Origin of the sequence: Streptomyces sp. NPDC046870 (genome assembly GCF_040704595.1) — a bacterium.
Taxonomy (GTDB): Bacteria; Actinomycetota; Actinomycetes; order Streptomycetales; family Streptomycetaceae; genus Streptomyces; species Streptomyces argyrophylli.
This window is the reverse complement of the sequence record NZ_JBEYXM010000022.1, coordinates 1-24,311: the sequence shown is the minus strand read 5'-3', so window position 1 is coordinate 24,311 and position 24,311 is coordinate 1. Positions and strand designations below refer to the sequence as shown.

23 protein-coding genes and 2 pseudogenes are annotated in these 24,311 nt (G+C 69.9%); 7 read left to right on the top strand and 18 right to left on the bottom strand.

The window, feature by feature from the left end; translation table 11 throughout:
* Positions 1–117: 117 nt before the first annotated feature.
* The gene (locus AB0946_RS32365) at positions 118–786 is read left to right on the top strand and encodes a hypothetical protein (RefSeq protein WP_366764238.1); all 669 of its coding nucleotides are present in this window, start codon (positions 118–120) and stop codon (positions 784–786) included.
* Between the two features lie 270 nt (positions 787–1,056).
* On the opposite strand, the gene AB0946_RS32360 is transcribed toward AB0946_RS32365, so the two are convergent.
* Together AB0946_RS32360 and AB0946_RS32355 are read right to left on the bottom strand one after the other, a co-directional pair.
* Positions 1,057–1,209 (bottom strand): hypothetical protein, encoded by a 153-nt coding sequence (locus AB0946_RS32360; RefSeq protein WP_366764237.1) that lies wholly within the window; start codon positions 1,207–1,209, stop codon positions 1,057–1,059.
* Positions 1,210–1,358: 149 nt separating this feature from the next.
* Positions 1,359–2,252, bottom strand: coding sequence for an NADP-dependent oxidoreductase (locus tag AB0946_RS32355; RefSeq protein WP_366764236.1), 894 nt, complete (start codon positions 2,250–2,252; stop codon positions 1,359–1,361).
* A 70-nt stretch (positions 2,253–2,322) separates the two neighbouring features.
* On the opposite strand from AB0946_RS32355, the gene AB0946_RS32350 reads away from it, so the two are divergent.
* Positions 2,323–2,928 carry a helix-turn-helix domain-containing protein gene (locus tag AB0946_RS32350; RefSeq protein ID WP_366764235.1) on the top strand — a complete coding sequence of 202 codons (606 nt, stop codon included), beginning with the start codon at positions 2,323–2,325 and terminating at the stop codon, positions 2,926–2,928.
* Between the two features lie 163 nt (positions 2,929–3,091).
* On the opposite strand, the gene AB0946_RS32345 is transcribed toward AB0946_RS32350, so the two are convergent.
* Positions 3,092–4,489: an MFS transporter gene (locus tag AB0946_RS32345; RefSeq protein WP_366764234.1), complete on the bottom strand. Its 1,398-nt coding sequence runs from the start codon at positions 4,487–4,489 to the stop codon at positions 3,092–3,094.
* Positions 4,486–5,331: an alpha/beta fold hydrolase gene (locus AB0946_RS32340; protein WP_366764233.1), complete on the bottom strand. Its 846-nt coding sequence runs from the start codon at positions 5,329–5,331 to the stop codon at positions 4,486–4,488. Before AB0946_RS32340 ends, AB0946_RS32345 begins: the two co-directional genes overlap by 4 nt.
* Before the next feature lie 91 nt (positions 5,332–5,422).
* Here AB0946_RS32340 and AB0946_RS32335 point away from each other — a divergent pair, with 91 nt between their 5' ends.
* Positions 5,423–6,391, top strand: a complete 969-nt coding sequence (locus tag AB0946_RS32335; RefSeq protein ID WP_366764232.1) for a LysR family transcriptional regulator — start codon at positions 5,423–5,425, stop codon at positions 6,389–6,391.
* A gap of 106 nt (positions 6,392–6,497) precedes the next feature.
* Positions 6,498–6,827, top strand: a pseudogene (locus AB0946_RS32330) (IS5/IS1182 family transposase); the annotation flags it as partial.
* 187 nt (positions 6,828–7,014) lie between these two features.
* On the opposite strand, the gene AB0946_RS32325 reads toward AB0946_RS32330, so the two are convergent.
* The 3 genes from AB0946_RS32325 to vdcB are packed head-to-tail and all read right to left on the bottom strand — an operon-like array spanning position 7,015 to position 9,338.
* The gene (locus AB0946_RS32325; RefSeq protein ID WP_132791731.1) at positions 7,015–7,254 is read right to left on the bottom strand and encodes a non-oxidative hydroxyarylic acid decarboxylases subunit D; all 240 of its coding nucleotides are present in this window, start codon (positions 7,252–7,254) and stop codon (positions 7,015–7,017) included.
* 33 nt (positions 7,255–7,287) lie between these two features.
* The gene (locus AB0946_RS32320; RefSeq protein WP_366764231.1) at positions 7,288–8,715 is read right to left on the bottom strand and encodes a non-oxidative hydroxyarylic acid decarboxylases subunit C; all 1,428 of its coding nucleotides are present in this window, start codon (positions 8,713–8,715) and stop codon (positions 7,288–7,290) included.
* 29 nt (positions 8,716–8,744) lie between these two features.
* The gene (vdcB, locus tag AB0946_RS32315) at positions 8,745–9,338 is read right to left on the bottom strand and encodes a non-oxidative vanillic acid decarboxylases subunit B (RefSeq protein WP_366764230.1); all 594 of its coding nucleotides are present in this window, start codon (positions 9,336–9,338) and stop codon (positions 8,745–8,747) included.
* Positions 9,339–9,422: 84 nt separating this feature from the next.
* On the opposite strand from vdcB, the gene AB0946_RS32310 reads away from it, so the two are divergent.
* Positions 9,423–10,316, top strand: coding sequence for a helix-turn-helix transcriptional regulator (locus AB0946_RS32310; protein ID WP_366764229.1), 894 nt, complete (start codon positions 9,423–9,425; stop codon positions 10,314–10,316).
* A gap of 781 nt (positions 10,317–11,097) precedes the next feature.
* Here the strand turns inward: AB0946_RS32310 and AB0946_RS32305 are convergent.
* From AB0946_RS32305 to AB0946_RS32295, 3 genes are all read right to left on the bottom strand, one after another.
* Entirely contained in the window at positions 11,098–12,105 is a 1,008-nt protein-coding gene (locus AB0946_RS32305; RefSeq protein ID WP_366764228.1) for an alpha/beta hydrolase, read from the bottom strand.
* 314 nt (positions 12,106–12,419) lie between these two features.
* Complete coding sequence (locus tag AB0946_RS32300; RefSeq protein ID WP_366764227.1) at positions 12,420–13,205, bottom strand: SDR family oxidoreductase; 786 nt, start codon at positions 13,203–13,205, stop codon at positions 12,420–12,422.
* Positions 13,206–13,243: 38 nt separating this feature from the next.
* Positions 13,244–13,606 carry a nuclear transport factor 2 family protein gene (locus tag AB0946_RS32295; protein ID WP_366764226.1) on the bottom strand — a complete coding sequence of 121 codons (363 nt, stop codon included), beginning with the start codon at positions 13,604–13,606 and terminating at the stop codon, positions 13,244–13,246.
* A gap of 78 nt (positions 13,607–13,684) precedes the next feature.
* Here AB0946_RS32295 and AB0946_RS32290 point away from each other — a divergent pair, with 78 nt between their 5' ends.
* A complete protein-coding gene (locus AB0946_RS32290) occupies positions 13,685–14,479 on the top strand; it encodes a MerR family transcriptional regulator (protein WP_366764225.1) in 795 nt (264 codons plus the stop codon).
* 35 nt (positions 14,480–14,514) lie between these two features.
* On the opposite strand, the gene AB0946_RS32285 is transcribed toward AB0946_RS32290, so the two are convergent.
* The 5 genes and pseudogenes from AB0946_RS32285 to AB0946_RS32265 form a co-directional block, all read right to left on the bottom strand.
* A protein-coding gene (locus tag AB0946_RS32285; RefSeq protein WP_366764224.1) for an IS5 family transposase occupies positions 14,515–15,323 on the bottom strand; the annotation gives its coding sequence in 2 pieces (ribosomal slippage) (positions 14,515–14,984 and positions 14,984–15,323; 810 coding nt in all).
* A 64-nt stretch (positions 15,324–15,387) separates the two neighbouring features.
* Positions 15,388–16,029 (bottom strand): class I SAM-dependent methyltransferase, encoded by a 642-nt coding sequence (locus tag AB0946_RS32280; RefSeq protein ID WP_366764223.1) that lies wholly within the window; start codon positions 16,027–16,029, stop codon positions 15,388–15,390.
* A gap of 115 nt (positions 16,030–16,144) precedes the next feature.
* Positions 16,145–16,710, bottom strand: a pseudogene (locus tag AB0946_RS32275) (transposase); the annotation flags it as partial.
* A gap of 831 nt (positions 16,711–17,541) precedes the next feature.
* Positions 17,542–17,979 carry a GNAT family N-acetyltransferase gene (locus AB0946_RS32270; RefSeq protein WP_366764222.1) on the bottom strand — a complete coding sequence of 146 codons (438 nt, stop codon included), beginning with the start codon at positions 17,977–17,979 and terminating at the stop codon, positions 17,542–17,544.
* A 453-nt stretch (positions 17,980–18,432) separates the two neighbouring features.
* The gene (locus AB0946_RS32265; RefSeq protein WP_366764221.1) at positions 18,433–19,176 is read right to left on the bottom strand and encodes an SDR family oxidoreductase; all 744 of its coding nucleotides are present in this window, start codon (positions 19,174–19,176) and stop codon (positions 18,433–18,435) included.
* A gap of 94 nt (positions 19,177–19,270) precedes the next feature.
* On the opposite strand from AB0946_RS32265, the gene AB0946_RS32260 reads away from it, so the two are divergent.
* Complete coding sequence (locus tag AB0946_RS32260; protein ID WP_366764220.1) at positions 19,271–19,837, top strand: TetR/AcrR family transcriptional regulator; 567 nt, start codon at positions 19,271–19,273, stop codon at positions 19,835–19,837.
* A gap of 159 nt (positions 19,838–19,996) precedes the next feature.
* On the opposite strand, the gene AB0946_RS32255 is transcribed toward AB0946_RS32260, so the two are convergent.
* The 3 genes from AB0946_RS32255 to AB0946_RS32245 are packed head-to-tail and all read right to left on the bottom strand — an operon-like array spanning position 19,997 to position 23,540.
* The gene (locus tag AB0946_RS32255; protein WP_366764219.1) at positions 19,997–21,292 is read right to left on the bottom strand and encodes an MFS transporter; all 1,296 of its coding nucleotides are present in this window, start codon (positions 21,290–21,292) and stop codon (positions 19,997–19,999) included.
* The gene (locus tag AB0946_RS32250; RefSeq protein ID WP_366764218.1) at positions 21,289–22,077 is read right to left on the bottom strand and encodes a methyltransferase domain-containing protein; all 789 of its coding nucleotides are present in this window, start codon (positions 22,075–22,077) and stop codon (positions 21,289–21,291) included. The genes AB0946_RS32255 and AB0946_RS32250 overlap by 4 nt, the downstream gene beginning before the upstream one ends.
* A complete protein-coding gene (locus AB0946_RS32245; RefSeq protein ID WP_366764217.1) occupies positions 22,065–23,540 on the bottom strand; it encodes an NUDIX domain-containing protein in 1,476 nt (491 codons plus the stop codon). The genes AB0946_RS32250 and AB0946_RS32245 overlap by 13 nt, the downstream gene beginning before the upstream one ends.
* Positions 23,541–24,311 lie beyond the last annotated feature (771 nt).

Here is a 24,311-nt window from a genome sequence, read left to right as displayed (position 1 = left end):
ACCCGGGCGGAACCGACGCTTGGAAGCGTTTCAGCGGTGCCGGGCCTTGCCGCGAGACCTGCCATGCGCGTCCGAGGTCCGCGAGGCTGGCGGTGCGGCCTACGAGGGCCGCGCCGCTTGAGGAATGCCTGTGAGCGAGCACATCCCGCCCGGCCGCCCGTCGTCCTCCCGCAGATCATCCGGGACCGGTGGGCCGACATCGTGGGCGACGACCTCGCCGGCCAGGTGCAGCCGGTCATGCTCGGCGCCCAGGGACAGCAGCTGTGCACACTTGCAATCTCGGCCCAGGCCCGCGACGGGGCCGCCCGGCGCGCCCCTGAAATGCTGGGCCGGATCCGCGAGCTGATCGGCGAGAGCTGCGCCATCACGCGCTGGTCTCCCAGCTGGCTGCTGCCCGTCGTGGCGCTCGTCACCGGCTCTCCCGCTGTCACCGACCGGCAGGCCGTCGAGGTCGTCCTGCTGCAGACCTGGCACGACACCATCGAGGCGTACGGGATCGAGCACACTCTGATCCTGGAACACGGCTGCGAGAGCGCAGTCGACCGTTTCGTGAGCGAATGGGTCGCACGCAGGGAACTGCCGGACGGGGCGGGCCTGATGTCCGCCCCGATGGCTGCGGACACAGCACGCCACTACGACCGGGCCACCGAGGTCCGCGACCGGCAGGTGGTGTTCCGCCGCCCCGACCTGTGCCTGTCCTTCGTCACCCGCACCGGCGAGGTACTGCCGCTGGAACTTGAGGCGAGCACTGCCGGGATCCCCGTGCAGCGGGTCCTCCTCCCGTAACGGTCGCCCGTCCCGATCGTCCTCGCAGCCACGCTCGGCGCGGCCCCGGCGCGGCGGCCCGCCGCCGACGAGGCGGAGGCTGCCGGCATCCTCCCGCCGTCTTCCCCGCTGCGACTCCCCGTCGCTCGCCCGTATCCGGTGCGCCGCCCGGTTGTCTCTCGCGAGGCCCCGTGCTGTCGGGCTCCGGACGCGAGCCGACCCCGCCCCCGCCCGAACGCCTGCCACACTCGCTGTCGACGTGCCGCTTCTTTCGGCACCTGTGTGGCTCCCTCAGTTCCGTGCACTGGTGTAGGCGTTGATCCGTCGGCAGTCGTGGTCGAGCAGTGCGGCCAGTTGCGGGCCCGCCCTCAAAGTGAACGTGAGGGCGATCTCCCGTGCGTCTTCCACCTCGTGATCGGGGCGGAGGTATCCGAGGTAGGGCACGGCGAGACGGTGGGGCCGTTCCCGTTTCGTCCCGGCGGGCCAGAGCGGGCGGGGGGCGCTGGGACTTGGCCCGCTGTCTTCCGACGGAGTAGCGAGGTCGTGGCCGGCGTCGCCCCCACTTTCTGCTTGAGGGCGACGCGTAGCTGGCTTCAGACGACCAGAACCCGGCGCCCGCGCGTGTGACCGGCCCGGCTGTCGATGTGTGCCACCGGAGCCTCGGCGAGCGTGTACGACTTCTCGACCGGGATGTGGAGCTTGCCTCGCGAGATGAGGTCGACGGCCTCGGCGAGCGCTTCCGGCACGCTCCCGGCCACGCCGGAGAACCGGACGCCGAACTCCGGCGCCTTGAGATCGGCGATGGAGATCACCCTCTGCGCGTCCCCGGTCAGTTCGACGAGTTCGCGGAGCACGCCCGAGCCGGCCAGGTCGAGAGCCGCGTCGACATGGCCGAGCTCCCGCACCCGCTCGACCCAGCCCTCGCCGTATGTCGTGGCGACGGCACCCAAGCTCCGCAGGTAGTCCTGGTTCGCGGCCGCAGCCGTTCCGATCACCTTGATGCCGCGGTCACGGGCGATCTGCAGCACCGCCGATCCGACTCCCCCGGAGGCGCCGCTGACCAGCAATGTCTGCCCGGACTGCACACCGACCTCGCGGATGACGCGCAGCGCGGTCTCCACCACGGAGGGGTACCCGGCCGCCTCTTCGAACGTCAGCCCCTCGGGCATACGGGCCCACGCCGACAGCACGGCGAACTCGGCATACGTGCTCGACCCTTCGCCGAACACGCGGTCGCCGACCTTGACCCCTTCGATGCCCTGACCGACCTCGTCCACCACCCCGGAGGCGTCCAGCCCGACTCCGGAGGGCAACTCGATCGGATGGGCCCCCAGGACCTGGCCCTCCCGGATCCTCCAGTCGACCGGGTTCACGCCCGCCGCCCGCACGGCGATGCGTATCTGGCCGGGGCCCGCGTGGGGCTCCTCGGCGTCTATGAGTTGCAGGACGTCCGGACCGCCGAACTCGGCGAAGCTCACCTTCTTCATGAGGTGACCGTAACGCTAACGGTTAGTGTTTTGCAACCGTTACGGATTCACACCTGATAGTGTGAGATGCATGACCGTGCCGACCGGACGACGTGAGCGCAAGAAGGCCGTGACCCGCCAGAAGATCGCTGATGCCGCCCTGCGACTCTTCCTGGAACGCGGGTACGACGCGGTAGGCATCCGTGACGTGGCTGCCGAGGCCGACGTGGCCGTCACCACGCTCTTCTCTCACTTCGCCTCGAAAGAGGCCCTGGTGTTCGAGCAGGACGAAGACTTCGAGCAACGCCTCACGCGGGCGGTCACCGACCGGGCGCCGCACGAACCGCTGATCCCCGCGCTGCGCCGCGAGATCCAGGCCCTGGTGCGCCACTGCACGGCGGACGGCGCCGCCCCCATCTGGCGCATGATCGACGCATCACCTGCCCTGCGGGACTACGAGGAGTCGATGAGACTGCGCCACGCGGAGTCGCTGGCAACGGCCATCGCCGCCGATCCCGGCCTGTCACGGACCCCAACGGCCTGCCGGGCGATCGCGAGGTTCGTGATCGACGCCTATTCGCTGGCCCGTGGGGCGGCCGATCCGAAAGCCACGGTGGACGAGATCTTCCAGATGATCGAGGCGGCCTGGGAGGCCACCTGTCCGTCCGCACACTCCACCGGCAGGGCCGGATCGTAGTCGGGACCCGAACCGCCCGGCCCGGTCTCGCCGAACCCCAGCGGCAGAGCGGACCATGAAGCACAGCGGCTCTTCGACCGGCTCGGACGGCAAGTGCGTACCCCGTCGACCTCGCGCCCACGCTGGTCTGACAGATGCCCGCCGGCGTCCGAGGATCTCCTGGTTACATACGTGCCCTTCCGCCGTGACTGCTGTGGCTGTGCATGGGCTCGGTGCCAGGCCGGTGGCGGAGCCCGAGGCTGATCAGCGCGGTGATCGTGAAGGCGGCGACTTGGTAGAGCATGGCGTGCCGGAACGCGGTGTCAGCGTCGGCGGCGGGGGCGTAGTAGGCGAGACCGGCCGCGGTCACTCCGATGGATCCGCCGAGCTGCTGTGCTGTGGGCAGCAGCCCGGAGACCGAACCGGCGGCGGGGCCATGCACCTCGGCCAGCACCAGGGTGAACACCGACGCGGTGAAGGCGCCGAACGCGGCCCCGCCGACGGCCAGCACGGGCAGTGCCGCCTGGCGTCCCGCCGCCGAGCCGATGAGCGGGGCCAGCGCCAGGCACATCCCGGCCAGCACCAGGGACGCGACGGTGAGAACCGTCGACCCGTGCCGGCGGGTGAGCGCGGGTGCGGCTCTGCTGCCGAAGACGGCGGCGGCGGCGAACGGTGCCGACGTCAGCGCGGCCGACAGGGCCGAGTACCCGACGGCGGACTGCAGGTGGAGGAAGAGCAGGTAGGTGAAGGAAGGCACGCCCGTGTTGAACACGAACACCAGCAACGTGCCCCGGCGCGCCGACCGGTCACGCAGCACCGCGGGATGAATCAGCGGGTCAGGCCGGTGCGGTAGGCCCCGGACGAAGTGGGCGAGGGCGGCCACGGCCACGACGAAGCCGGCCCACGTCCACCAGGGCCAGCCTGCTTCCCGCCCCAGGGCCAGGGGCAGGACCAGCGCGCCGGCTCCCACGGTGACCAGCAGCGCACCCAGGTTGTCGACGCGGAGTCCGTCCGCCCCGCGGGTGCGGGGCAGCGCGGCCGCTCCGGCCAGCGAGGCGAGCGTCACCGGCACGGTGAGGAGCATCACCGGTCGCCAGCCGAGGCCGAAGAGATCGGCACTGAGGACGAGGCCGCCGATCAGGGGACCGGCCAGTGACGCGAGGGCCATGGTGGCACCGTACGAGCCGAGGGCGCGCGGTCGGCGCGCCGCTGGGGTGGCGGCCTGGATGAGGGAGAGGACCTGGGGGGCAACCAGGCCGCTGCCTGAGCCCTGCACCAGCCGGGCCGTGATCAGCGACGCGGCGTCGGGGGCGCACGCGCCGGCCACCGAGCCCACGGTGAAGACCACGGTGCCCGCCACGAACAGCCGACGGTAGCCGTACCGGTCGCCCAGTCGTGCGGCGGGGATGAGCAGGCACGCGTACGTCAGGGTGTATCCGGCGAGGACGAGTTGCACGGCGCCCGGACCGGCGCCCAGACCGGCCTGGATCACCGGCGCGGCGACCTGGGCGACTGTGACGTTGAGCAGCTGCGCGAAAGTGGCGCTGAGCACCACCGGCAGCACGAGGCGTCCGTCGCTCACGGCAGCAGGGCCGCGGCGAGCTCACGGGGCCGGGCGGCGAACGGGCTGTGGCTGCCCGGGAGGGTGCGCACGGTGAACGGGTTCCCGGGCACGGCCCGGTCGGCTTCCGCGATCATCAGATCCTGCACGGCCGCCGGCAGCGCCCGGTCGTCCGCGCAGCGCAGGAAGGTCCGCGGAACGCGCCCCCACCGGCCCGGGGTCACGATGACCGGGGTGGTGGGGATCGCAAGCGGCAGATCGGGGCTCAGCGCCGAGCGCCACCGGTCGAAGCGGTCCGAGGGAATGTCGTGGTAATAGGTCTGCCGCAGTTCGTCGACATAGGCGGGATCCTGCGAGAGCGGGTTGATCCGCACGGCGCCCAGCTCCCCGGGATCGCCCAGGGTGAGGCTCTGCCCTCGTGCGGTGGCGTTCTCGGGCGAGCCGAGATAGTCGAAGAACCGGGGTCGTCCGGCGGGCACGAAGGCCGAGAGGTAGACGATCTCGTCGACGAGTTCGGGTGCGCGCTCGACGGCCAGCGACGCGGGGCCGCCGCCCGCGCTGTGCGCGACGAGCACGACACGACGGTGGTGGCGGCCCTGGCGCAGCGTGTCCAGCACCGCCTCGGCGCTGTCGTCCATCGTCACGGTGGCGAGCGCGGACCTCTCGGTCGAAAGGCCCGGCTGGCCGGGCTGGAGGTATCCGCCGGGCAGTGGCGCGTCGAAGCCGTGTCCCGGCAGGTCGATGGCGACGCTCGCGGCACCGAGTGCGGCGAGTGCGCGCTGCGTCGCCGCCCACTGCCCGGAGCCGTGCCAGGCCCCGTGCACGAAGACGAAGACGGTGTCTGTGGAGGAGCGATCAGTCATGACTGCATTCCACGCAACCCGGTCCCGATCATCCAGCGAAAGATCTGGCAAGATGGCCGCTGATACTTCTGAGGTATGACGGAAGGCTGGCATGGAGGCGCGGCACCTGCGGTACGCACTGACCCTCGCCGAGCACGCACACTTCGGCCGGGCAGCCGGTGCGCTGGGCATCGCGCAGCCTCCGCTGTCCAAGCAGATCGCCGACCTCGAACGGGAAGTGGGCACCCGCTTGTTCGATCGCACCCGCCAAGGGGTGTTCCCGACGGCTGCGGGCGCGGCCTTCCTCTCCCGTGCACGCAGGGCGCTCGACGAGATCACGGCAGCCTCGGTCGACGCGGCCAGGGCAGCACGCGGCGAGACGGGCCGGCTGCGCCTGGGGTTCATCGCCTCGGCGCTGCTCGAACCCCTGCCGGACGTCCTGGGCCGGTTCGGTCGTGAACGGCCTGAAGTACGGCTGGAACTGCACGAGATGGCGACCAACCGCAGCACGGCCGCGCTGGTCGCCGGCGAACTGGACGTGGCGATCGGCCTCGGCCGGCCACGGGGCGTCGGAGCCGAGCAGTTGGTATCGGTCCCGATCGGACATGACCACCTGGTCGCGGTCGTGAGCAGCACGCACCCGTACGCGGGTCAGTCTTCGGTGGACGTGGAGCAACTGCAGCGACAGCCGCTGATCGTGGCGCCGGGCGAGGACGAGCCCGCCGTCGTCGCCGGACTGCGGACCCTGCTGGGCAAAGACTCCCCGGCGCTCTCCGGCGCGACCGTCGCGAGGGACGTCCACACCATCATCGGTCTCGCCGCCTGCGGGGTGGGAGTCGGTCTGGGACCCTCCCGCATGCTGACCGCTCCACGACGGGGCACGTGGTTCTGCGAGGTGACCCCGCGCACGCCTCTGCCCGATCTGATCCTGTCCTTCCGTGCGCGGGACCGTTCCCCGGCACTGAACGCCTTCCTCGACATCATCCGCGAGAACTGCCCCGAGGTCGGTGCCGCGCTCGATCACCGGCTCGGCCCACTCGGACCGCAACAAGAAGACGACCGCGATGCGACCCCTACCTGACTCGGCCTCGCGGGACGAGTGGGAGACCCCCGCACGGCGACTACGGCCGCCGGCCCTGGTGAGGTCGCTGCTCAGAGGGCGTTTATGCAAGTCAAGGCTGTTATGAATCCCCTGGAAATACCTCCCGCACAACTTCCCCGGCCATGGCACCATCTACTTCTACTACGCAGCCTGGCGCGACGAGGGAATCTTCGCCCAGCTCAACTACGACCTCACCGCCCTCGCCCGCGTGAAGGAAGGCCGCAAGCCCGAGCCGACCGCCTCCGTCATCGACACCCAGAGCGTCAAGACCTCCACCAACGTGCCCCTGGCCGGCCAGGGAACCGATGCCGCGAAGAAGATCGTCGGCAGGAAAGGGGGCATCCTGACCGACACGATCGGCCTCATCCTCGCCGTGACCGTCGCCAGCGCCGGCCTCTCTGAGAACGCCATGGGAAAAGGCGCTGGGTGGTAAAGCGCAGCATCGGATGGATCATTCGATCGACACCTCCATGGTCCGCCAGCTGCTGGCGCAGACGGTGTATCTGCGTCGCGGCTGCTCGCCGGCCTGAGGTGTTGGGCGAGCAGCCGATGCGGCGCTGACTGAGCTGTCGAGGCGCCGGTGTGCGGCAGCACTCAACGCGCTACTTCAGAAGCGGCGGCACCGTCGGCACTTCAATCGCGTTCGCGATGTCGGCCGGCGTGAGCTTGAAGTTCTCGGGGTAGGCGTCGCGCCGCGTACGGCGAGCGGGCTCGGTCGTTCGCCAGGTGTACAGGCAGCGGCCGCACTGGAGCACGTCCCACACCCCGGGGACGGGTGAGGTGGCGAGCCGGGCGATCGTGTCGAAGGCGCAGCGGGGGCACTCGGCAGGCAGATTGCTCATGGGGGTGTCCTTTCAGGGGAGCGGGGAGGTCGTTCAGGCGTGGCCTGCGAGCATGCTCTGCAGCCGGGCCGCCCACTGCGCAGTCTCTGGCAGGTCCTTGGCGGGCGTGGAGAAGTTGCCGCGGACGTCCGGCGATACCGGCGTCGTCGCATCGATGATCATCTTGCTGGTGATGCCGGCGGGCTGGGCCGCCGGGGCCAGCTCCAAGACGGACAGGTTAGGGATGACGACAACGTCGTCCTTCGGGTTGACCTTGGCCGACATCGCCCACATGACCTGCGGCAGGTTGAAGGGGTCCACGTCCTCGTCGACGAGGATCACCTGGGACACATAGCCGAGTCCGTGCGGTGTCGTCATGGCGCGCATGCCGACGGCCTTGGCGAAGCCGCCGTACCGCTTGGCCGTGGAGATGATCACCATGAGGCCGTGTGTGTACATGGCGTTGACGGCCTGCACCTCGGGGAACTCGGCGCGCAGCTGCTTGAGCAGCGGCACGCACGTGTTGGGGCCGACGAGGTAGTCGCACTCGGTCCACGGCATGCCGAGGTAGAGGGATTCGAAGACCGGGTTCGTACGGAAGGAGACGCGGTCGACGCGGATGACGGGCATGCGGCGCCCGCCCGAGTAGTGGCCGGTGAACTCACCGAAGGGGCCCTCTATCTGCCGCTTGCGCGACTCGATGACGCCTTCGATGACGACCTCGCTGCCCCACGGCACGTCGAAGCCGGTGAGCGGCGCGGTGGCGATCGGGGCGGGCGCCTGGCGCAGTGCGCCGGCCATCTCGTACTCGCTGCGGTCGTAGGCCATCGGCATCCCGGCGACGATCGCCATCACCGGGTCGTTGCCGAGAGTGATGGCGATGGGCAGGTCCTCGCCCTTCTCCTCGGCCTTGCGGAGGTGCTGTGCGACGTCGTGCATGGGGACCGGCTGGAAGGCGAGCCGGTTGGTGCCGATCACCTGGATGCGGTACGTGCCGACGTTCTGCTTGCCGAAGTGGCCGGGATCCTCGGGGTCGCGGGAGACGACGGCGGCCTTGTCGAGGTAGAAGCCGCCGTCACCGTCGTTGAGGCGGAACAGCGGGAGCACCGAAAAGAGGTCGACGGCGTCACCCTCCTGGGTGTTGTCGAGCCAGGGCGCGTCCTCGCGGCGCTCGGGCGCGACGGGGAAGGCGTCCCAGCGACGCGCGAACTCCTCCACCTGTTCCTTGACCGGTGTGTTCCTCGGCAGTCCGAGCGCGAGCGCGTGGTTGGCCCAGGAACCGTGCACGTTCATCGCGATCCGGGCGTCGGTGAAGCCCTTGACGTTGTCGAAGTAGAGGGCGGGGGCGTTCTCGCCGATGCGGCCCGTCGCGTTGGCGGCGGCCGCGAGATCGGGTTCGGGCAACACCTCGTCGGTGATGCGCAGCAGCTGCCCCTGCTTGTCCAAGGTGTCGAGGAAGCTGCGCAGATCGTCATAAGCCATGGGGAACTCCTTCACGGGGGTATCGGATTTCAGGCGGCGTCGCGGGCAGCGGTGCGGGCCGCGCGCATTCCGGCCCAGCGCCGCGCGGCGGGTGCGGGCAGCTCGAACTGGTCCAGGATCCGGGCCACCACGTGGTCGACGATGTCGTCGACGGTGCGCGGATGGTTGTAGAAGGCGGGCATGGGCGGCACCAACTGCACGCCCATCCGGGCGAGTTCCAGCATGTTCTGCAGATGGATTTCGCTCAGCGGGGTCTCTCGCGGGACCAGGACGAGTCTGCGCCGCTCCTTCAGCACGACATCGGCGGCGCGCGCGACCAGGCCCTCCGCGTACCCGGTCCTGATCCCGGCGAGGGTCTTCATCGAACACGGCACGATCACCATGCCGTCAGTGCGGAAGGAGCCGGATGAGATGGTGGCGCCCTGGTCGTCGGGGTGGTGCGTGACATCCGCGAGTGCGGACACCTCGGTCACGGACAGACTGGTCTCCAGCTCGATCGTCGTGCGCGCCCACCGGGACAGGACGAGATGCGTCTCCACGTCCGGCAGCTCGCGCAGATTCTCCAGGAGCCGGACACCGAACGGGGCGCCCGTCGCCCCGGTCATTCCCACGACCAACCGCACAGGACCACTCCTCACACGTTGCTGACCTGTGCTTTCACGCTAAGAGGCGGTCCGGCCGCGGTGGCGGTACGCTCGGGACTCGCGATGGGGAAAAATGGACAGGATCGGCCGCCGGACGTCAGGGACCTGGCTTACACCCCGGCCGTCGGCGCACCGGCCGGGGTCGAGGTGATGGAGCTCGCCGCCCTGTACGAGCGGGCACGCCGCCACGGCAACGACCCGTACGCGCCGCTGCGCCCGTCCTTCCACCAGCTGATCGGCGCCCGCGACCGGCCGCTGTTGATGGCGGTGGACTTCGTCGAGTACGAACTGCGGCCGGGATCGTGGCTGTGGATCCGGCCGGGACAGGTACAGCGGTTCGGCCCGGACCTGAGGGCCGCGGACGGGGTGATCATCCTGTTCGAAGCGGGATTCCTGCCGCCCGCGACCGTGGCGGCGGCGCACATGGACCCGCCGTACGAGCAGCGGCCGCTCACGCCCGAGGGCCCGGACGCCGAGGGCGTGCGCCGAGCCCTCGACCATCTCGGATACGAGTACGGACAGCTGGCCTCGCTGCCGCTCGAGACACACACCGAAGTGCTGCGCGCCCTGTTGTCCGTCCTGGTGATGCGTCTCGCGCAGGCCCGCGGTCCGGCACCACGGGCCGCCGCCTCGTCCGAGGTGTTCCGCCGCTTCCACGCGGCCGTGGAGCGAGACCATGCGATGACCCGCCGCGTGCAGGACTACGCGGTGGCACTCGGCTACAGTCCGCGCACGCTGACCCGGGCCACGTCCGCCGCGACCGGCCGCACGGCCAAGCAGTACGTCGACGACCGGGTGCTGCTGGAGGCCAAGCGACTGCTGCGGCACAGCGGCCTGACGGCCAAACAGGTCGCGGACCGCCTCGGCTTCGTCGACACCAGCGACTTCACCAAATTCTTCCGGCTGCGGACGGGCGTGACGCCGGGGGCGTTCCGGGGCGGCACGGACCTGAGGTGATGGTCAGCGTCCACAGCTCCACACGGGAGCTTGCCGCTACGCGTCCCCTGATGGGCTTGGCACACGTCCTGCAACCAGAGCCCCCTGCTGGGCGTGAGCGTGGTGTCGATCCGCGAAGGGATGGCTTCACGTGGCCGTCTGATCCATAGCGAGGGGGCGTCTTCTTTCGCTATTCTCATGGGCACCCCCGCGGCTTACGGTTCCGTACGGGCCCGTGGGGGGCCAAGCCGATGACCATGCCGGGCTGCATCCGGCGATGGTGGATCTTCACCGTCGATCGTGGGCAGCGCCTATAGATCCTGCCGATTCGTGCCTGTCTGCGACACATTCATGGCTGCCATCCCCCCCGCTGCGGCCTGCTCACCACCGTGGCCCGGGGGAGGCCGGGTGAGAGTCTCACGGTGCGGGGCCGGGATCCGCCGTCCCGGTCCCGCACCGTGGCATAGGCAGCCGAAGCCGCCGCTGTGAAGACTGCAGCAGCGTCGTCAGAGTTCCTCCACCGGTTCGTGGGCAGGTACCTCCTCGGTCCCGCGCCGTGTGCGGTCGCCGGAGTGCGCGACGATCCGGTGGACCGGCAGCCTGATCGCCGGGTGGCCGCCGGCCAGGTACACAACCCCCCGCCCCCCGACGCAACGCCCGCCACCTGATACCGCCGGCGCCGCATCACCCCCTCCACACCGACGGGCCACGACCAGACCACCGCTGCGGCGCTACGCCCAGGACCACGCTGCAGGCTTGAACGTACAAGTACCGATTACCTGGCCGAGGCTGCGTGTCAGACCTAGAGCTGACGGCGCAGCCATGCCACTCGGGCGGCGATGGCGTCCTGCGACATCACGGCGTGAGGGACCACGACGTCGAACCCGTGGAACCCACCGGGCCAGACGTGCAGCTCGAGGCGGCCGCCCGCCTGCCATATGCGGCTTGCGTAGGCGACGTCCTCGTCCCGGAACGTTTCGGCCGACCCGACGTCGATGAACGTGGGCGGCAGGCCAGAGAGGTCTGCCGCACGGGAAGGCGCAGCGTACGGGGACACGTCCGGTCCTCCGCGGACGCCGTCGCCGAGAAGCGCGTTCCATCCGGTCTCGTTCGAGGAGCTGTCCCAGATACCGACGCCGCGCATCTGCTGAGTAGAGGGCGAGTCGTTGCGGTCATCAAGCATCGGCGACAGGAGCAGCTGGGCCAGGATTGCCGGGCCGTTGCGGTCGCGTGCCATCAAGGTGGCCCCTGCCGCGAGGCCGCCGCCGGCGCTCGCACCGCCGATGATGATGCGTTCAGGGTCGATGTTGAGCTCGTGGGCGTGATCCGACACCCACACCAGACCCGCGTAGCAATCCTCGACGGGGCCCGGGTGGAGTGTCTCGGGTGCGAGCCGGTACTCGACCGAAACCACGGCCATGCCCATCGGCTCGGCCAGGTTCAACATCTCGACGAGGCCGAACCGGTTGTCTCCGACGATCATGCCGCCGCCGTGGATGTGGTAAAGCGCCGGGGTCGGGGTCGTCGCATGCTTCGGGAGACAGATGAGCAGCGAGATGTCCGGTTCCCCGTCCGGCCCTGGCACCGTCCGCTCCTCCACGCTGTAGGTGCCACCGCGCGAAAGGATCTCGTCGGTCGGGGTCTCCACCCCGGGGACGGGCTTGCGCATCTCAACGATGTTGTCCAAACGGTACGCGTCGGGGGAGCGCAGGCTGGTCAGGATCTCAAGGACGGGAGCGAGCTCCGGGTCGAAGGGCGGAGGCGGTCCGACCGGTTGGGGGGATGACAGGTCCGTGATTTGCGTGGTCATGTGTTCTCCTCGCGGTGGTCGACCGGGTGTCCGCCTGCCCCAGCTCACGGGGCATCGGCACATGTCACGTGACCGATGCGGCCCGCCATCTGGTGGGGCAACCTGAGCGCTCGACACGTGAACTGGTGACGCGCAGCCGTCTGGAGACGCGCGGCACGATCGTGACGACCAGGCGAGCGCCGGAAGCGCGACGACGGCGTCGTCGACGCGCTTCTCGGTGTTGCAGCAGCGTCTGAGAGTTCTCCGTGTGAAGGAGGGGGTTCCGCCGTCGGATCGAGCTGTTCGCGAGTGGCTACTCGGAGCCGGTGCCTGGCTCAGACGGTCCGGACAGTGCCGCCGTCAATGACGTACTCCGCGCCCACAATGGATGAGGCTCGGTCCGACACAAGGAAGCCGACCAGATCCGCAACCTCTTCCGTCGTTGCGAACCTTCCGAGTGGAACCCCTCCGAGGGAATCCATCAGGCTCTGCTTCGCCTCCTCGCGGGTCAGTCCGTTACCCTCGGCGAGCTGGTCGATGAAGCCCTCATACGCTCCGGTCTGAATCCCCCCGGGGCTGACAGCGTTTACTCGCACTCCTCGTGGCGCGAGTTCGTTCGCAAGACCCTTGCTGTACGTACGCAACGCACCCTTCGCTGACGCGTACGGCAACGTCGCGTCGTGCAACGGCATCTGACGCTGGATCGACGTGACGTGGACAACTACTCCTGATCCGGCCTCCACCATTGCTGGCAGCAGCGCTCGATCCAGTCGGACAGCTCCCAGGAGGTTCAGGTTGAGTTCCGCCAGCCAGTGCTCCTCAGTCGCTGCCGCGAACCCGCCAGGTGGGGTTGACGACCCTCCGACAACGTGCACCAGGATGTCCAGCGCACCTCCCTCAGAGATCTTGGACACCACAACCTCTACACCGCCCACCGTGGAAGTGTCCGCCTCGATGAATCGGTCGGGGCGCTCGTAGCCGCCGGGCATAGTGCGTGCCGTGGTCCACACGTCGGCACCCATCTCTCGCAGTCTCTCTACGACGGCCTTGCCCGAGCCCTTCGAACCGCCCGTGACCAGCGCCCGGCGACCGTCGAGACGATCGCGATCTGAACTAGACATTTTTCTCTCCACTGAAGATCGAGGTGGTGCGGGTTCGGTCAGGCTGGGTGGTTGGCGATGACGAGTTCGGCGATGAGGTCGTCACGCAGTGCGAACCGGTAGTCGAGCTCGGCGACGCCCCCAGGGAAGGTGCCCTCGAGCCGCACGGTTACCACCCAGTGGGCGTCATCGACGCGGTGAACGCCGATCTGCTCGGTCGTGTATTCGAACTCGGATCCGGCGTCCCGCAGGAACGCGTAGGTCTCCTCTCGGCCGCGGAAGGTCTCGTCCTGGTCGACGATCACCGCATCCTCGGCGAGGAACGACGATGCGGTGTCGGCGTCGCGGACGATGTGGGCGGCGAAGAACTCGCGCACGGTGGTCGGGAGCAGATCGGACGGAAGATCGGTGTGCTGTGTCATGAGCCCACCGTGTGACCTCGCGGGGCGGGAGGGTCAAGCCGTGGACTCTCCCCCAGGGAGAGGGTTCAGAATGAGGGGGTGCTGACCATCGGAGAGTTTTCGCGGCTGACCCACTTGAGTGTGCGGACCCTGCGCCGGTATCACGAGGCGGCCTTGCTGGAACCCGCCGTGGTGGACGAGACCACCGGTTACCGCTACTACAGCGTCGACCAAATCCCGACCGCGCAGGTCATCAACCGGCTCCGCGAGCTCGACGTCCCGCTGGGCGATGTGCAGCGGATCCTGCGGACCCCTGACCCCGGTGTCCGCGCGGCCCTGGTAACGGACCACCTGCAACGCCTCGAGGACGAGCTCGACCGCACCCGCGCCGCGGTCGTGTCGCTGCGCCGCCTGCTCCGGCCCGACCCAGCGCCGATCAACGTCGAGCTGCGTGCGGAGCCCGCCCGGACGGTCGCGGCGGTGGAGGCCGTAGTCGGGCATCGTGACATCGCGACCTGGTACGCAGGCGCGATGGCCGAATTGGAGGCGGCCGTCGGCGCCGCCGTGACCGGACCGCCGGGCGGCAACTACGACAACGCCCTTTTCGAGCAGGAGCGCGGTCACGCGCTCGTCTACCTGCCGACCGATGCACCACCTCGCACCGGACGCGTGCACCCCACGATCCTGCCGGCCGCGGAGCTGGCCGTCACCACCCACGTCGGCGAGCACGACGGCATCGAGGTCACGTACGGCGAACTTGGGACCTGGGTGGTGGAGAACGCGATGTCGGTGGCCGGGCCGGTGCGGGAGCGCTACGTTGTCGGCCCCCGTGACACCAGCGATCCCGCCGCATGGCGCACCGAGATCGGCTGGCCGGTCTTTCGTGTCACCTGAAGCGGTCAGTGCGGTGCGGATCCTTATTGATCGTTTCAGAATGAGGTGCGCAGGCGGCGGATGCAGATGAGGCTGCAGGCCAGTTGTAGTAGGCCCTGGTGGAGATCGGCGCGCCGTTCGTAGCGGATGCGAAGCCGTTTGAACTGGTGCAGCCAGGCAAAGGCACGCTCGACCACCCAACGGACTCTGCCCAGTCCGAAACCGTGGGAGACGCCGCGTCGGGCGATCATCGGCTTGACGCCACGCTTCCGCACCAGGCAGCGGTACTTGTCGAAGTCGTAGCCTCGGTCGGCATACAAGCGGCGGGGATTACTGCGGGGCCGTCCTCGAAGGCCGCGAATCGATGGGAATGCGTCCAGCAGCGGCAGAAGCTGGGTGACGTCGTGCCGGTTCCCGCCGGTCAGCGTGACGGCAAGTGGGGTTCCGTGGCGGTCGACGATCAGGTGATGTTTGGAGCCGGCACGGGCGCGGTCAACGGGTGAAGGCCCGACGTGGTCCCCCCTTTGAGTGCGCGGACATGCGAACCGTCCACAGCACAGTCGTCCAAGTCCAGCAGGTCGGCGCGGCGTAGCTCGGTCAGCAAAGTGGCATGCAGCCGGGGCCATACGCCAGCCTCCGTCCAGTCCCGCAGCCGGCGCCAGGCCGTCACCCCTGAGCAGCCCAAGGTCTCCGTGGGGACGTCGCGCCAGGCGACGCCGGTCCTCAACACGTACATGACACCGGTGAGGGCCGCCCGGTCGGGAACACGTAGTCTGCCCGGGTAGCGGTGGCGCCGTTCGGGAGGGGGAGGCAACAGTGGAGCCACCCGCTCCCACAGGTCGTCAGGAACAAGATCAGCACGCACGCGTACACCCTGCCGACCGAGATCGCCGGACACGAGACCCGCAGCGCAACGCGCTCTTCGACGATCAGCTACGCCGTGCGAAGAGAATCGCTTGCGAAGCCTTCTCCTCGGGGGCCAGCAGCATCTGGGCCTCGACCTCGAACCCAGCGTCGCGCAGCCAGGCGGCCACCTGGCCCGGCTGACGACGGTGGACATGGACCTTCATCGGATGGCCACCGTAACCCTCGGTCTTCAGTTGTGATTCGTCGCCGACGTGGAACAGGAGCTGCAGCGGTCCACCCGGCCGCAGTGCCCGATGGAAGTGCCCGATCACAGACGGCATCTCGTCGTCGGGGATGTGGATCAACGACTGCCAGGCCAGCAATCCGGCCATTGACGCGGCAGGCAGGTCCAGGTCCGTCATCGAGCCCACCTGGAACCGCAGGTCGGGATGGTCGCGCCGAGCCACGGCGACCATCCCGGGAGATAGGTCGATGCCGAAGGCATCGACGCCAAGAGCGTGCAGGTGGGCGGTGACGTGTCCGGGGCCGCAGCCGATGTCCGCCACCGGCCCGCCGCCCGCGGCGAGCACGCTGTCGGCGAACAACGTCAGAGCCGCGCGCAGGTACTGCAGCCGGCCGATGGCATCACGCACGAAGTCGGCGTAGCCAACCGCGACTGTGTCGTAGGAGGTTCGGGTGTCCGTCAACCAGTCGTCCGTCCACATGGTCGACACGCTAGTCCACTGGAACTGCTCGACCTGGCCAGCAGCCCGGTCTACCTCAGCAGCCTGAGCACCTAATTTTGAAACGATCAGTTAGAGGTCGTTTTCTCCCGATTTTTCATCCCGGAATGAGTGTTTGATCCCGTCGTGTCGGGTCGCGCCAGGAGATGGTTGCTTCGCCGTGAGGCGGCGGGCCATCAGGTCGGTCATAGCCAGCTGGATCATGGCTTCGGAGCGGGCAGGCAGGGTTTCGTAGTCGCGGGGCAGGCGGCGGTGGAGCATCAGCCAGCCGTAGGTCCGCTCCACGGTCCAACGCTTGGGCAGCGGGCTGAATCCCTTCTTTCCGGGCGTGCGTTGGACGATTTCTATGTCGATGCCGAGGGTGGCGGCGTGCTCGACGAAGTGCTGTCGATAGCCGCCGTCCACCCAGACCTTGCGGATAGCAGGTTGTGCGGCGGCCACCTGGTCGATCAGGTCGGTGCCAGCGACGGAGTCCTGCACGCTCGCCGCGGTGACGAGTACCGCCAGCAGCAGTCCGAGAGTGTCGGTGACGATGCTCCGCTTGCGGCCCACGATCTTTTTCGCCGCGTCCGTGCCCTGTCCGGCGGCCGGAACACTGATGGAGTTTTTCACGCTCTGAGCGTCGATCACGCAGGCGGACGGCTCCGCGCCCTTGCCCGTACGTCGGTGTTCGAGGGCCTCTCCGCCTTGCGCGTCTGCCGCCAGCCAGGAGGCGGGCCCGCGCCCTGGGCGCATGCGGGGGGCGGTGTAGTGGGTGGGAAGACGTCCGTTCAGGGGGGCGGTGCAGGGTGCTTGCCGAGACGGGTATGCCCCTGGGGCCGTCTGGTCGTGCGGGGGACTGGGAGGTGGGCCGCCCCTTCGTCGCCCGCAGTCGGCCGCGCAGCCGCGCGAGCTTTACAGGCCCGGGCGGGCGGTGGCCTCATCCGTGGTCCCCGCGCGCGCCCGCCGTCGCGGACGGCACCGGCTGCGGCCCCGGGCCGGGCGCTGTTCCGCTGCGCTCGGTGACGTCTTTGGACTCGATCAGGAGCGCTAGCCGGCAGGCGCCGGCCCGCGCCTGCCGCGGCGGGGCCGCGACGAGGGGGCACCTGAGCGTGGACACCACAGGACGCGCCGCTCCCTCAATGCTTGCTTCGTTGCTGGGTCGTTGACCGGCCCCGTCGGCCGTCGCCCGGTTGCCCCCCGGCCCCTCGCCGTGCGGCCGCTGTGCCCGTGTCTGCGCTCGCCGGCCGGGCCGCGTGCCGCTGTCCCGCCCGAGCTGCGTCGGGCGGGGGCGTGCGGTGTTGTGCCGGGAGGCCGTGCCGCGCACGGTCCGGCCCCTCCACCGTCCGCCCCCGCCCCCCGGGTGCCGCTGCCTGCCGCTGCCCGTACGCGTGGCGTGGGCCGTCCGTGTCCGCGGCCTGCCGGGCCGCGTCCCGGCTGCCCCGGCTGCCCCGGCCGGGCCGCTGTTCCGTCCGTGCCGTGCGTCGGTGGGCGCGCACCGCGATGCCCGGCGGCTTACGCCCGCCCTCGCCCCCCGGCCCAAAGTTCGATGCGTTCTTCCTCGCCGCAGCCGGAGCCGTCGCGCGCCGCCCCAGGCAGCATGGCGGGTCGGATCATGCGGTAGGGATCCTGCGAGCTGGGCTCGGGGTAAAAACCGTGGCGTGTGTACCAGGTGCGCAGGTCGTCGTGCAGCAGCCCTGGCTGGCGCCAGGAGGGAAAGGGTGCTGCCGTCAGACCAACGGGTGTGGCTGGAGCGTGCGCCAGCACGGCGTGCAGCAGCCATGTGGCGTGCCCAAGGCGCCGGTAGCGCGGATCGACTCCGATGTGGCTCACCCACAGCAGGTCGCCGTCCAGGGCGTCGAGGTAAGCGACCCGCTCGGTCTGCGTGTGCAACTCCCAGACCAGACGCGGGGCGTCAGCGCTGACCCGGACCAGACGCACCCGGTCAACCACCTGTTACCCCCTTTTCGATTCCATGTCCGGTCGGGGGTACCAGCGCATGCCGAGCTGGTCCAGCGTGCTGTCGGTGGTGGCTGGGGGCTCTGCGGCCTGCGGACTCCATCCAGTCACCTCCGCCGCCGCTACCAGGCCGGCGGCGTCAACCAGGAGGGACCGAGCCTGGCCGTCAAGGGAAACGGTCATGGCCGGATCAACGAACGCGGGCTCTGCCAGTTCCTCATATCCAGTTCCTCATATCGCCATCACCCAAGCACGGGCAGCCGCCCAGGACGGCAAGGAAGGCTTGACGGCGTTCGAGAGCGCGGCAGGTCGGGTGAAGGCGTAGCGGCCGTGGATCTCCTTGTCCGGACATCTTCGGGTGACGCTGAAATCGGCACCGCAGCGGTGGTGGTGCTGGTCTCGTGTGGCTGTCCGAGGGCAGGCTCGGGGAGTCCGGGGTGGCAAGTGTCATGCCTGGGCTGTGGGACGGACGTTGATCTCGCCGATCTCGACGTCGCCGGGCTGCTCGAGGGCGAAGGCCACCGCGCGGGCGACCGCGGCCGGCGGGATGCCCGCCACGTCCATGTGCTTGCGCGTCTGCTCGCGGATACGCGGGTCTGTCATGGAGTCGGCGAGATCGGTGCGGACGTATCCCGGCGAGATGGCTGTCGTGCGCACCACCCCGTCGGTGGACTCTCTGCGCAGCCCCTCGTGGACGGTGCGGACCGCGTTCTTGGTCGCCGCGTAGACAGCCATCGTGGGGGACGCGCCGTACAGGCCGGCCACCGAGACGATGCTCACCAGGTGGCCCGCCCCTTGCTCGCGGAAGACGGGCAGCGCGGCGGCGACGCCGTTGAGCATGCCGCGAAGGTTGACATCGATCATGGCCGACCAGCCTTCGGTGTCGAGGTCGGCCAGCGGGCTGATCGGGGCGATGCCGGCGTTGTTCACCAGCACATCGATACGCCCGTACTGGTCGATGGTGGTGGAGACCAAGCGCTGCAGGTCTTCGGCCTTGGTGACGTCGACGACGCACGTGGCAGCACGGCCCCCCTCCTCCCGGATGTCCTGCGCTATGGCGTCGATACGCTCGCTCCGGCGGGCTGCGAGGACGACCGCGGCGCCGCGCCGGGCGAGCAGACGGGCCGTGGCTTCCCCGATGCCGCCACTCGCTCCGGTGATGGCGACGATCTTGTCGTGAAGAGAGAGCACTGCTGCCTCCAACTAAAGTGGACACGTGTCCGGTGTGCGTTCCACCTTACCGGACACGTGTCCACTTGCAATGCCCGAACATCAGGAGATGCCCATGAGCGCGCCAGCACGCCGTCCGGATGCGGCGCGGAACCGGACCCGCATCGTGGAGGCCGCCCGCGCAGCCCTCGCCGAGTCCCCCCACGTCCACCTCAAGGAGATCGCCAAACGTGCCGGTGTAGGACAGGGAACGCTCTACCGGAACTTCCCCAACCGCGAAGCGCTCCTCGCCGAGGTCTACCGGCGCGACGTCGAAGAACTCGTTACCGCCGCCCCTGCTCTGCTGGCGGAACACAGGCCCGTGGAAGCCCTGCGTCACTGGCTCGACCGAGTGATCGACTACGCCGAGATCAAACGCGGCGTCCTGGCAGCGCTCGAGCCGACGGCGTGGCAGGACCTCGTCGCCCACAGCCACAACCCCATCGAAGGCGCCCTCGCCCACCTGTTGGATGCCGGGAAAACGGCCGGTTCCATCCGCACGGACGTGGACGCCCACGGGGTCCTCCTGCTCATCGCCTACCTCAGCCGCCTGGAACGGAATGAATGGAAAACCACGGCACGGCCACTGATGAACGTCATCCTCGACGGCCTTCGGCGACAGGACGCCGACCGGGCGCGGTAGCCGCGCAGGCCCAGCTGCACGGCGAGCGCCCGCGCAGCAGCGGCGTCAGCTCCTGCGCGCACCCGCACAGCGTGCACAGCTGCGTCTCCGGGTTCTCCGCGACGTCCAGGGCCCGCTGCACATCGAGCAGCGGCGCCTCCTCGGGTGCCTCTGGCTTCCTCACCTGGGGCCGCTGTGTGTTCGGGACCTGCCCGGCCAGGCGAGGCCCGCAGCCGCTGGCTGAGCGCCTGGGACGCTGGGGTCCGCAGAACCGTCAAGTGCCAGGGCTGTCCGCGACCGTCCATCCCCGGCGCTCGATCGCGGTGGCCAGAGCGGGCAGCTCGGGCGCAGTCCGGTGGCCAGCCAGACGGAGGTCTGCTGCGCGCGGGACTGCAGCTCGGGAGGGCACAGTTGCTGGCGCAGGGACCGCTGTGTCGTGCCCGCCGCGACCGCGGCCGATGTCCTCAGTGCGCCGGCGGCCGCGATCACGCCCAGCCACACCGGTTCCGGCCGGGCGACGAGAAGGGGCACGCCGCACACGGCGTAGGCGAGGAACCCGGTCAGCAGCATGCGCGCCGGTCCGAACCGTTCCACGAGGCGGGTGGCGACCACCGCTCCCGCGAGGCCGCCGGCGGCGGTGACACCCATGACGAGGCCGAGACCGGTGCTGCCGGATTCGAGCCGGGTCAGCAGCGTGTACGCGAAGTACGTCGTCACGATCCCGTCGGCGAAGGCGAGACCGGCGAGCGAGAGCACAAGGGGACGCTGTATCGGATCGCGCATCACGTAGCGGACCCCCTCGCGGATCGCGGCGCCCATCCGCGCGGACCGGGCGGCCGCCGCCCGTCGTGCCGTGCTGGGCCGGATCCGGGAGGCGCACCAGGCGCTGACCAGATGCGAGAGGGAGTCCAGCCACAGTGCCCGGACCGCGCCGAGGAGGCCCACGACGAGGGTGCCGCCGTAGGTACCGGCCGTGTCCGCCAGGGAGAACGCGCCGGCGATCCGCGCGTTTGCCGGATGCATGTGGGCGCGGGCGACGAGCTCGGGCACGACGGCGATCGACGCGGCCTGGTGCAGCACGGTCAGTGCCCCCAGCAGCAGGGCGACCGCGTAGAGCACGGGCACGGACAGGACACCAACGGCCCAGCAGACCGGCACTGCGGACACCAGCGCGGCCGCGGCGAGATCCGTGCCGATCATGATCTTCTTCTTCGGGTACCGGTCGCCGGCCACCCCGGCGGGCAGCGCGAGCACGAACGCGGGAACCGTCGCTGCGGCGACCAGCAGCGACACCTGGCCGGGGGAGGCGTCCAGCTCCAGCACCGCGATCACCGGCAGCGCTACGCCGTGGACCGAGGACCCCGCGAGGGTCACCGCCTCGCCGAACCAGTACGCGCGAAAGGACTTGTTGGTGCGCAGAGGAAGGGCGGCCGCGCCTTTTGCAGCCGTGCCGCGGACTGCGCTGGTGTGCGTCACGATCGACTCCGCTCCGGCCGGCGAGCCAGGGTGTGCACGAGGTGACCCATGTCCCGGTAGGGGCTTTGCGAGGACGCGGCCCACTCCAGCTCCAGTGCCGCCGCGTACGCGGCCGGATCCGGAGCCCACGTGTCGTCGAGATGGTCGTGGAAGATCCTCACGCCCTGCCACGGCTGCGGACTCAGCCCGTGCTCGGCGGTGAGCCGGTCGAGGACGTCGGGGTCATCGCCGCGGGTTTCCCGGCCGAGATTGCCGACGCTCCGGTCCACTCCGGACACGATGAGCCGGCGCGCGGTCTCGGAGTCGCCGACGAGAGCCTCGCGTACGCCGAGGGCCCGACGGTTCTTGGCGACGATGCTCAGCAGGCCACCCGGCGCGACGAGCCCTGCCAGCCGGGCGACCGCCTCACGAGGATCGTCCAGGTACATCAGCACGCCGTGGCAGCACACCGCGTCGAACAGCTCCCCGTCCCAGGAAACGGACTCGAAGCCGGCGTTGACGAGCCGGACGCGGCCGGCGAGCTCGGGCCGGGCCGCGAGACGGTCGGCCGCGGCCGCCAGCATGGTGGCGGACGGATCGGCACCGGTCACCTGGTGGCCGGCCGCGGCGAGGCGCAGCGTCATCTCGCCATTCCCGCAGCCGACGTCCAGAATCCGAGCGGGCGTGGCCGGGAGCTCGCCGAGAAGTCGGCGTTCCACCAGGTCGTGCCGCAGGCGGCCCCGCGCGCTGTCGGAGTGGGCGGCGTACGCGGCCCCCATCGAGTCGAATCCGGTCACCGCGTCCATCCCAGTTCCGTATAGGCACGGCCCGCCTGGATGCCCTCGATGGCCGCTCGGGTGTAGTCGACGGTCGACTCGGGCAGGTCCTTGACGTTCCACCACCGCCAGGACACGCACTTGTCGGGCTCCCGCAGCGTCGGCTCACCCACCCAGCGGCGGGCACGGAAGAAGAGCTGGACCCGGGGTGGGTCCGTGGGCCGTTCACGCATGTGCACGGTGTGGACGAGCTCGACGTCGGCCGGCTCGATGACCAGTCCCGCCTCTTCATCCGCCTCCCTCACGAGGCAGGCACTCGCGGCCTCCGCCTCGCAGTGACCCGCCGGCACATGCCAGGAACCGCCCGCGTATGCCGAGTCCGGATGCCGTAGGCCCAGCAGGACATGATCGTCCCGCTCCAAGTAGAGGTGGACACCGACCACGTTCAGCACGGTCCCGGACGGCGCCTCCGACCCCGCAGTCCGTGCGGGCGCCGTCGGACCGTCGGCGGGCAGAGGACGATCGGCGGCGTGCTGCTCCAGCAGTTCCCGGGTCGAGGGCAGCATCGTCATGTGCGGGAACTTCTCGGGCCGCACCCAGGCGAGCATCACGCCCTCGGTGAGGGGCAGACGGGCCGGGTCGCCGTTCCAGAGGCCGGTGAACAGCTGGATCGGCATCCTGGTTCCGTCGGTGCCGGTGACGTGCTCGACCGCGTACGGCTCCAGGTCCGCGACCGCCAGTCCGGCCTCCTCGCGCAGCTCCCGACGGACCGTGTCGAGCAGGGTACGGTCCTGCGGCTCCCGGCCGCCGCCGAGCAGCGACCAGCACCCGGGCTCCCAGATCCACGGCTTGTTGGCGTCCCGCAAGTGCAGCAGGTACCGGCCGCGGCCGTCGTGGATGATGGCGGAGGCGTTCACCGGTTCCGGCTGTCCGTCCAACCCCGCGTGGAGAAGTTTCGCGCGCAGTGTCGGCGAGGTGACCTCCGACATGGCGAGCCACTCGGCGCTGGACACCTCGTCGTCCTGCAAGGTGACGGCCGGCGGCTCCTCCTCGGCGAGGTAGAACGCGTAGCGGACGTCGTAGTGCTCGTGGGCCGGTTCGCCCTTGGCGGGGTTGGCGTCGATGGGGTGGACGTCGATGTCGATCGGGGAGCCGAGCGTCTGCCGGGTCAGGCACAGGGCCCCGGGCGGGATCCCGGCCTCTTCCGCCACCTCGCGCAGCGCCGCGGCGAGCAGCGTGCGGTCCTCGGGCTCGATGTGGCCGCCGGGGGTGAGCATGAGACCAGTGGCCCGGTGGCGGATGTGCAGGACCCGGCACCGGCGGTCGATCACGACGGCGCTGCACGTGACGTGCCCGGGCAGCATCGTCCGGACGGTCACGTCGACGGGACGGTCCAGTGCGGCTAGCAGGCCGGCCAGGGCGTCACGCTCGTCAGGGTGTCGGCCGAGGTACGCCTCGACGGTCTTGCGGATCGAGGAGGAGCTGGGGGGCATGAGCGTCGTCTCGCCTTCGACGTTGGGGCGGGGGACTACAGGTCCGGGCTGGTGGCCTCGTGAGTGGGTCAGCTCTTCGTCTTGCGGCTCGGCATCCGAGATCTCGGTCGGGGCAGCCGCGGCGGTCTCGGCAGGGTCGCGGTCGTGTCGCTGTCTGGTTCGACTTGCGTCAATGTGTTCGCTCCCCGAGGTGTGGCGATGGCGTCGGCGTGCTCAACGACGCAGCGCTGAGTTCGAGCAGGTGTTCTTTCGGACGGTTTTCGCGCGCCGGAATTCCGCGGTTGTTCGAAGGTGTGCAGTGCACCGATCCTTGCCGCGCATGAACACGCGAGCGGGGGTGAGTTGGCCGAAACGCCGACGTTCGGCCGTTGCGGCCTTACCCGGTCATCAGGAGTCAGCACGCGCCCGAAGCGGATGGCAGGCGACCCGGGTGTCTGCTGAGCGAGCGCAGGTTCCCTCTCTGCCAGTGGCCGAGCCGGAAGGCGATGGCGGATGCCTGCTGGTCTTCGGTGGGCGTCGTCGTGTGGCAGGTACTCGCCGGGGGCGATGGGTACCGGGGCTGAGGTTGAGGGTGAGGTGGGGGCCTGTGACCGCGGCGAACGGCATGCGGTCGGCTGGCCAGGGGCTTGGGCTAGGCAGCGGTACGCTGCGCGGTCAGCAAGACCGCGGCGAGTGTCATTCCTCAGCTCTAGGCCCTCGCCAGGCCGTCCACGCCGTCGCCCTTACCGCCACACGGCCGCCTCGCGCCATGCCGTGGCGGCCTACCGCCCC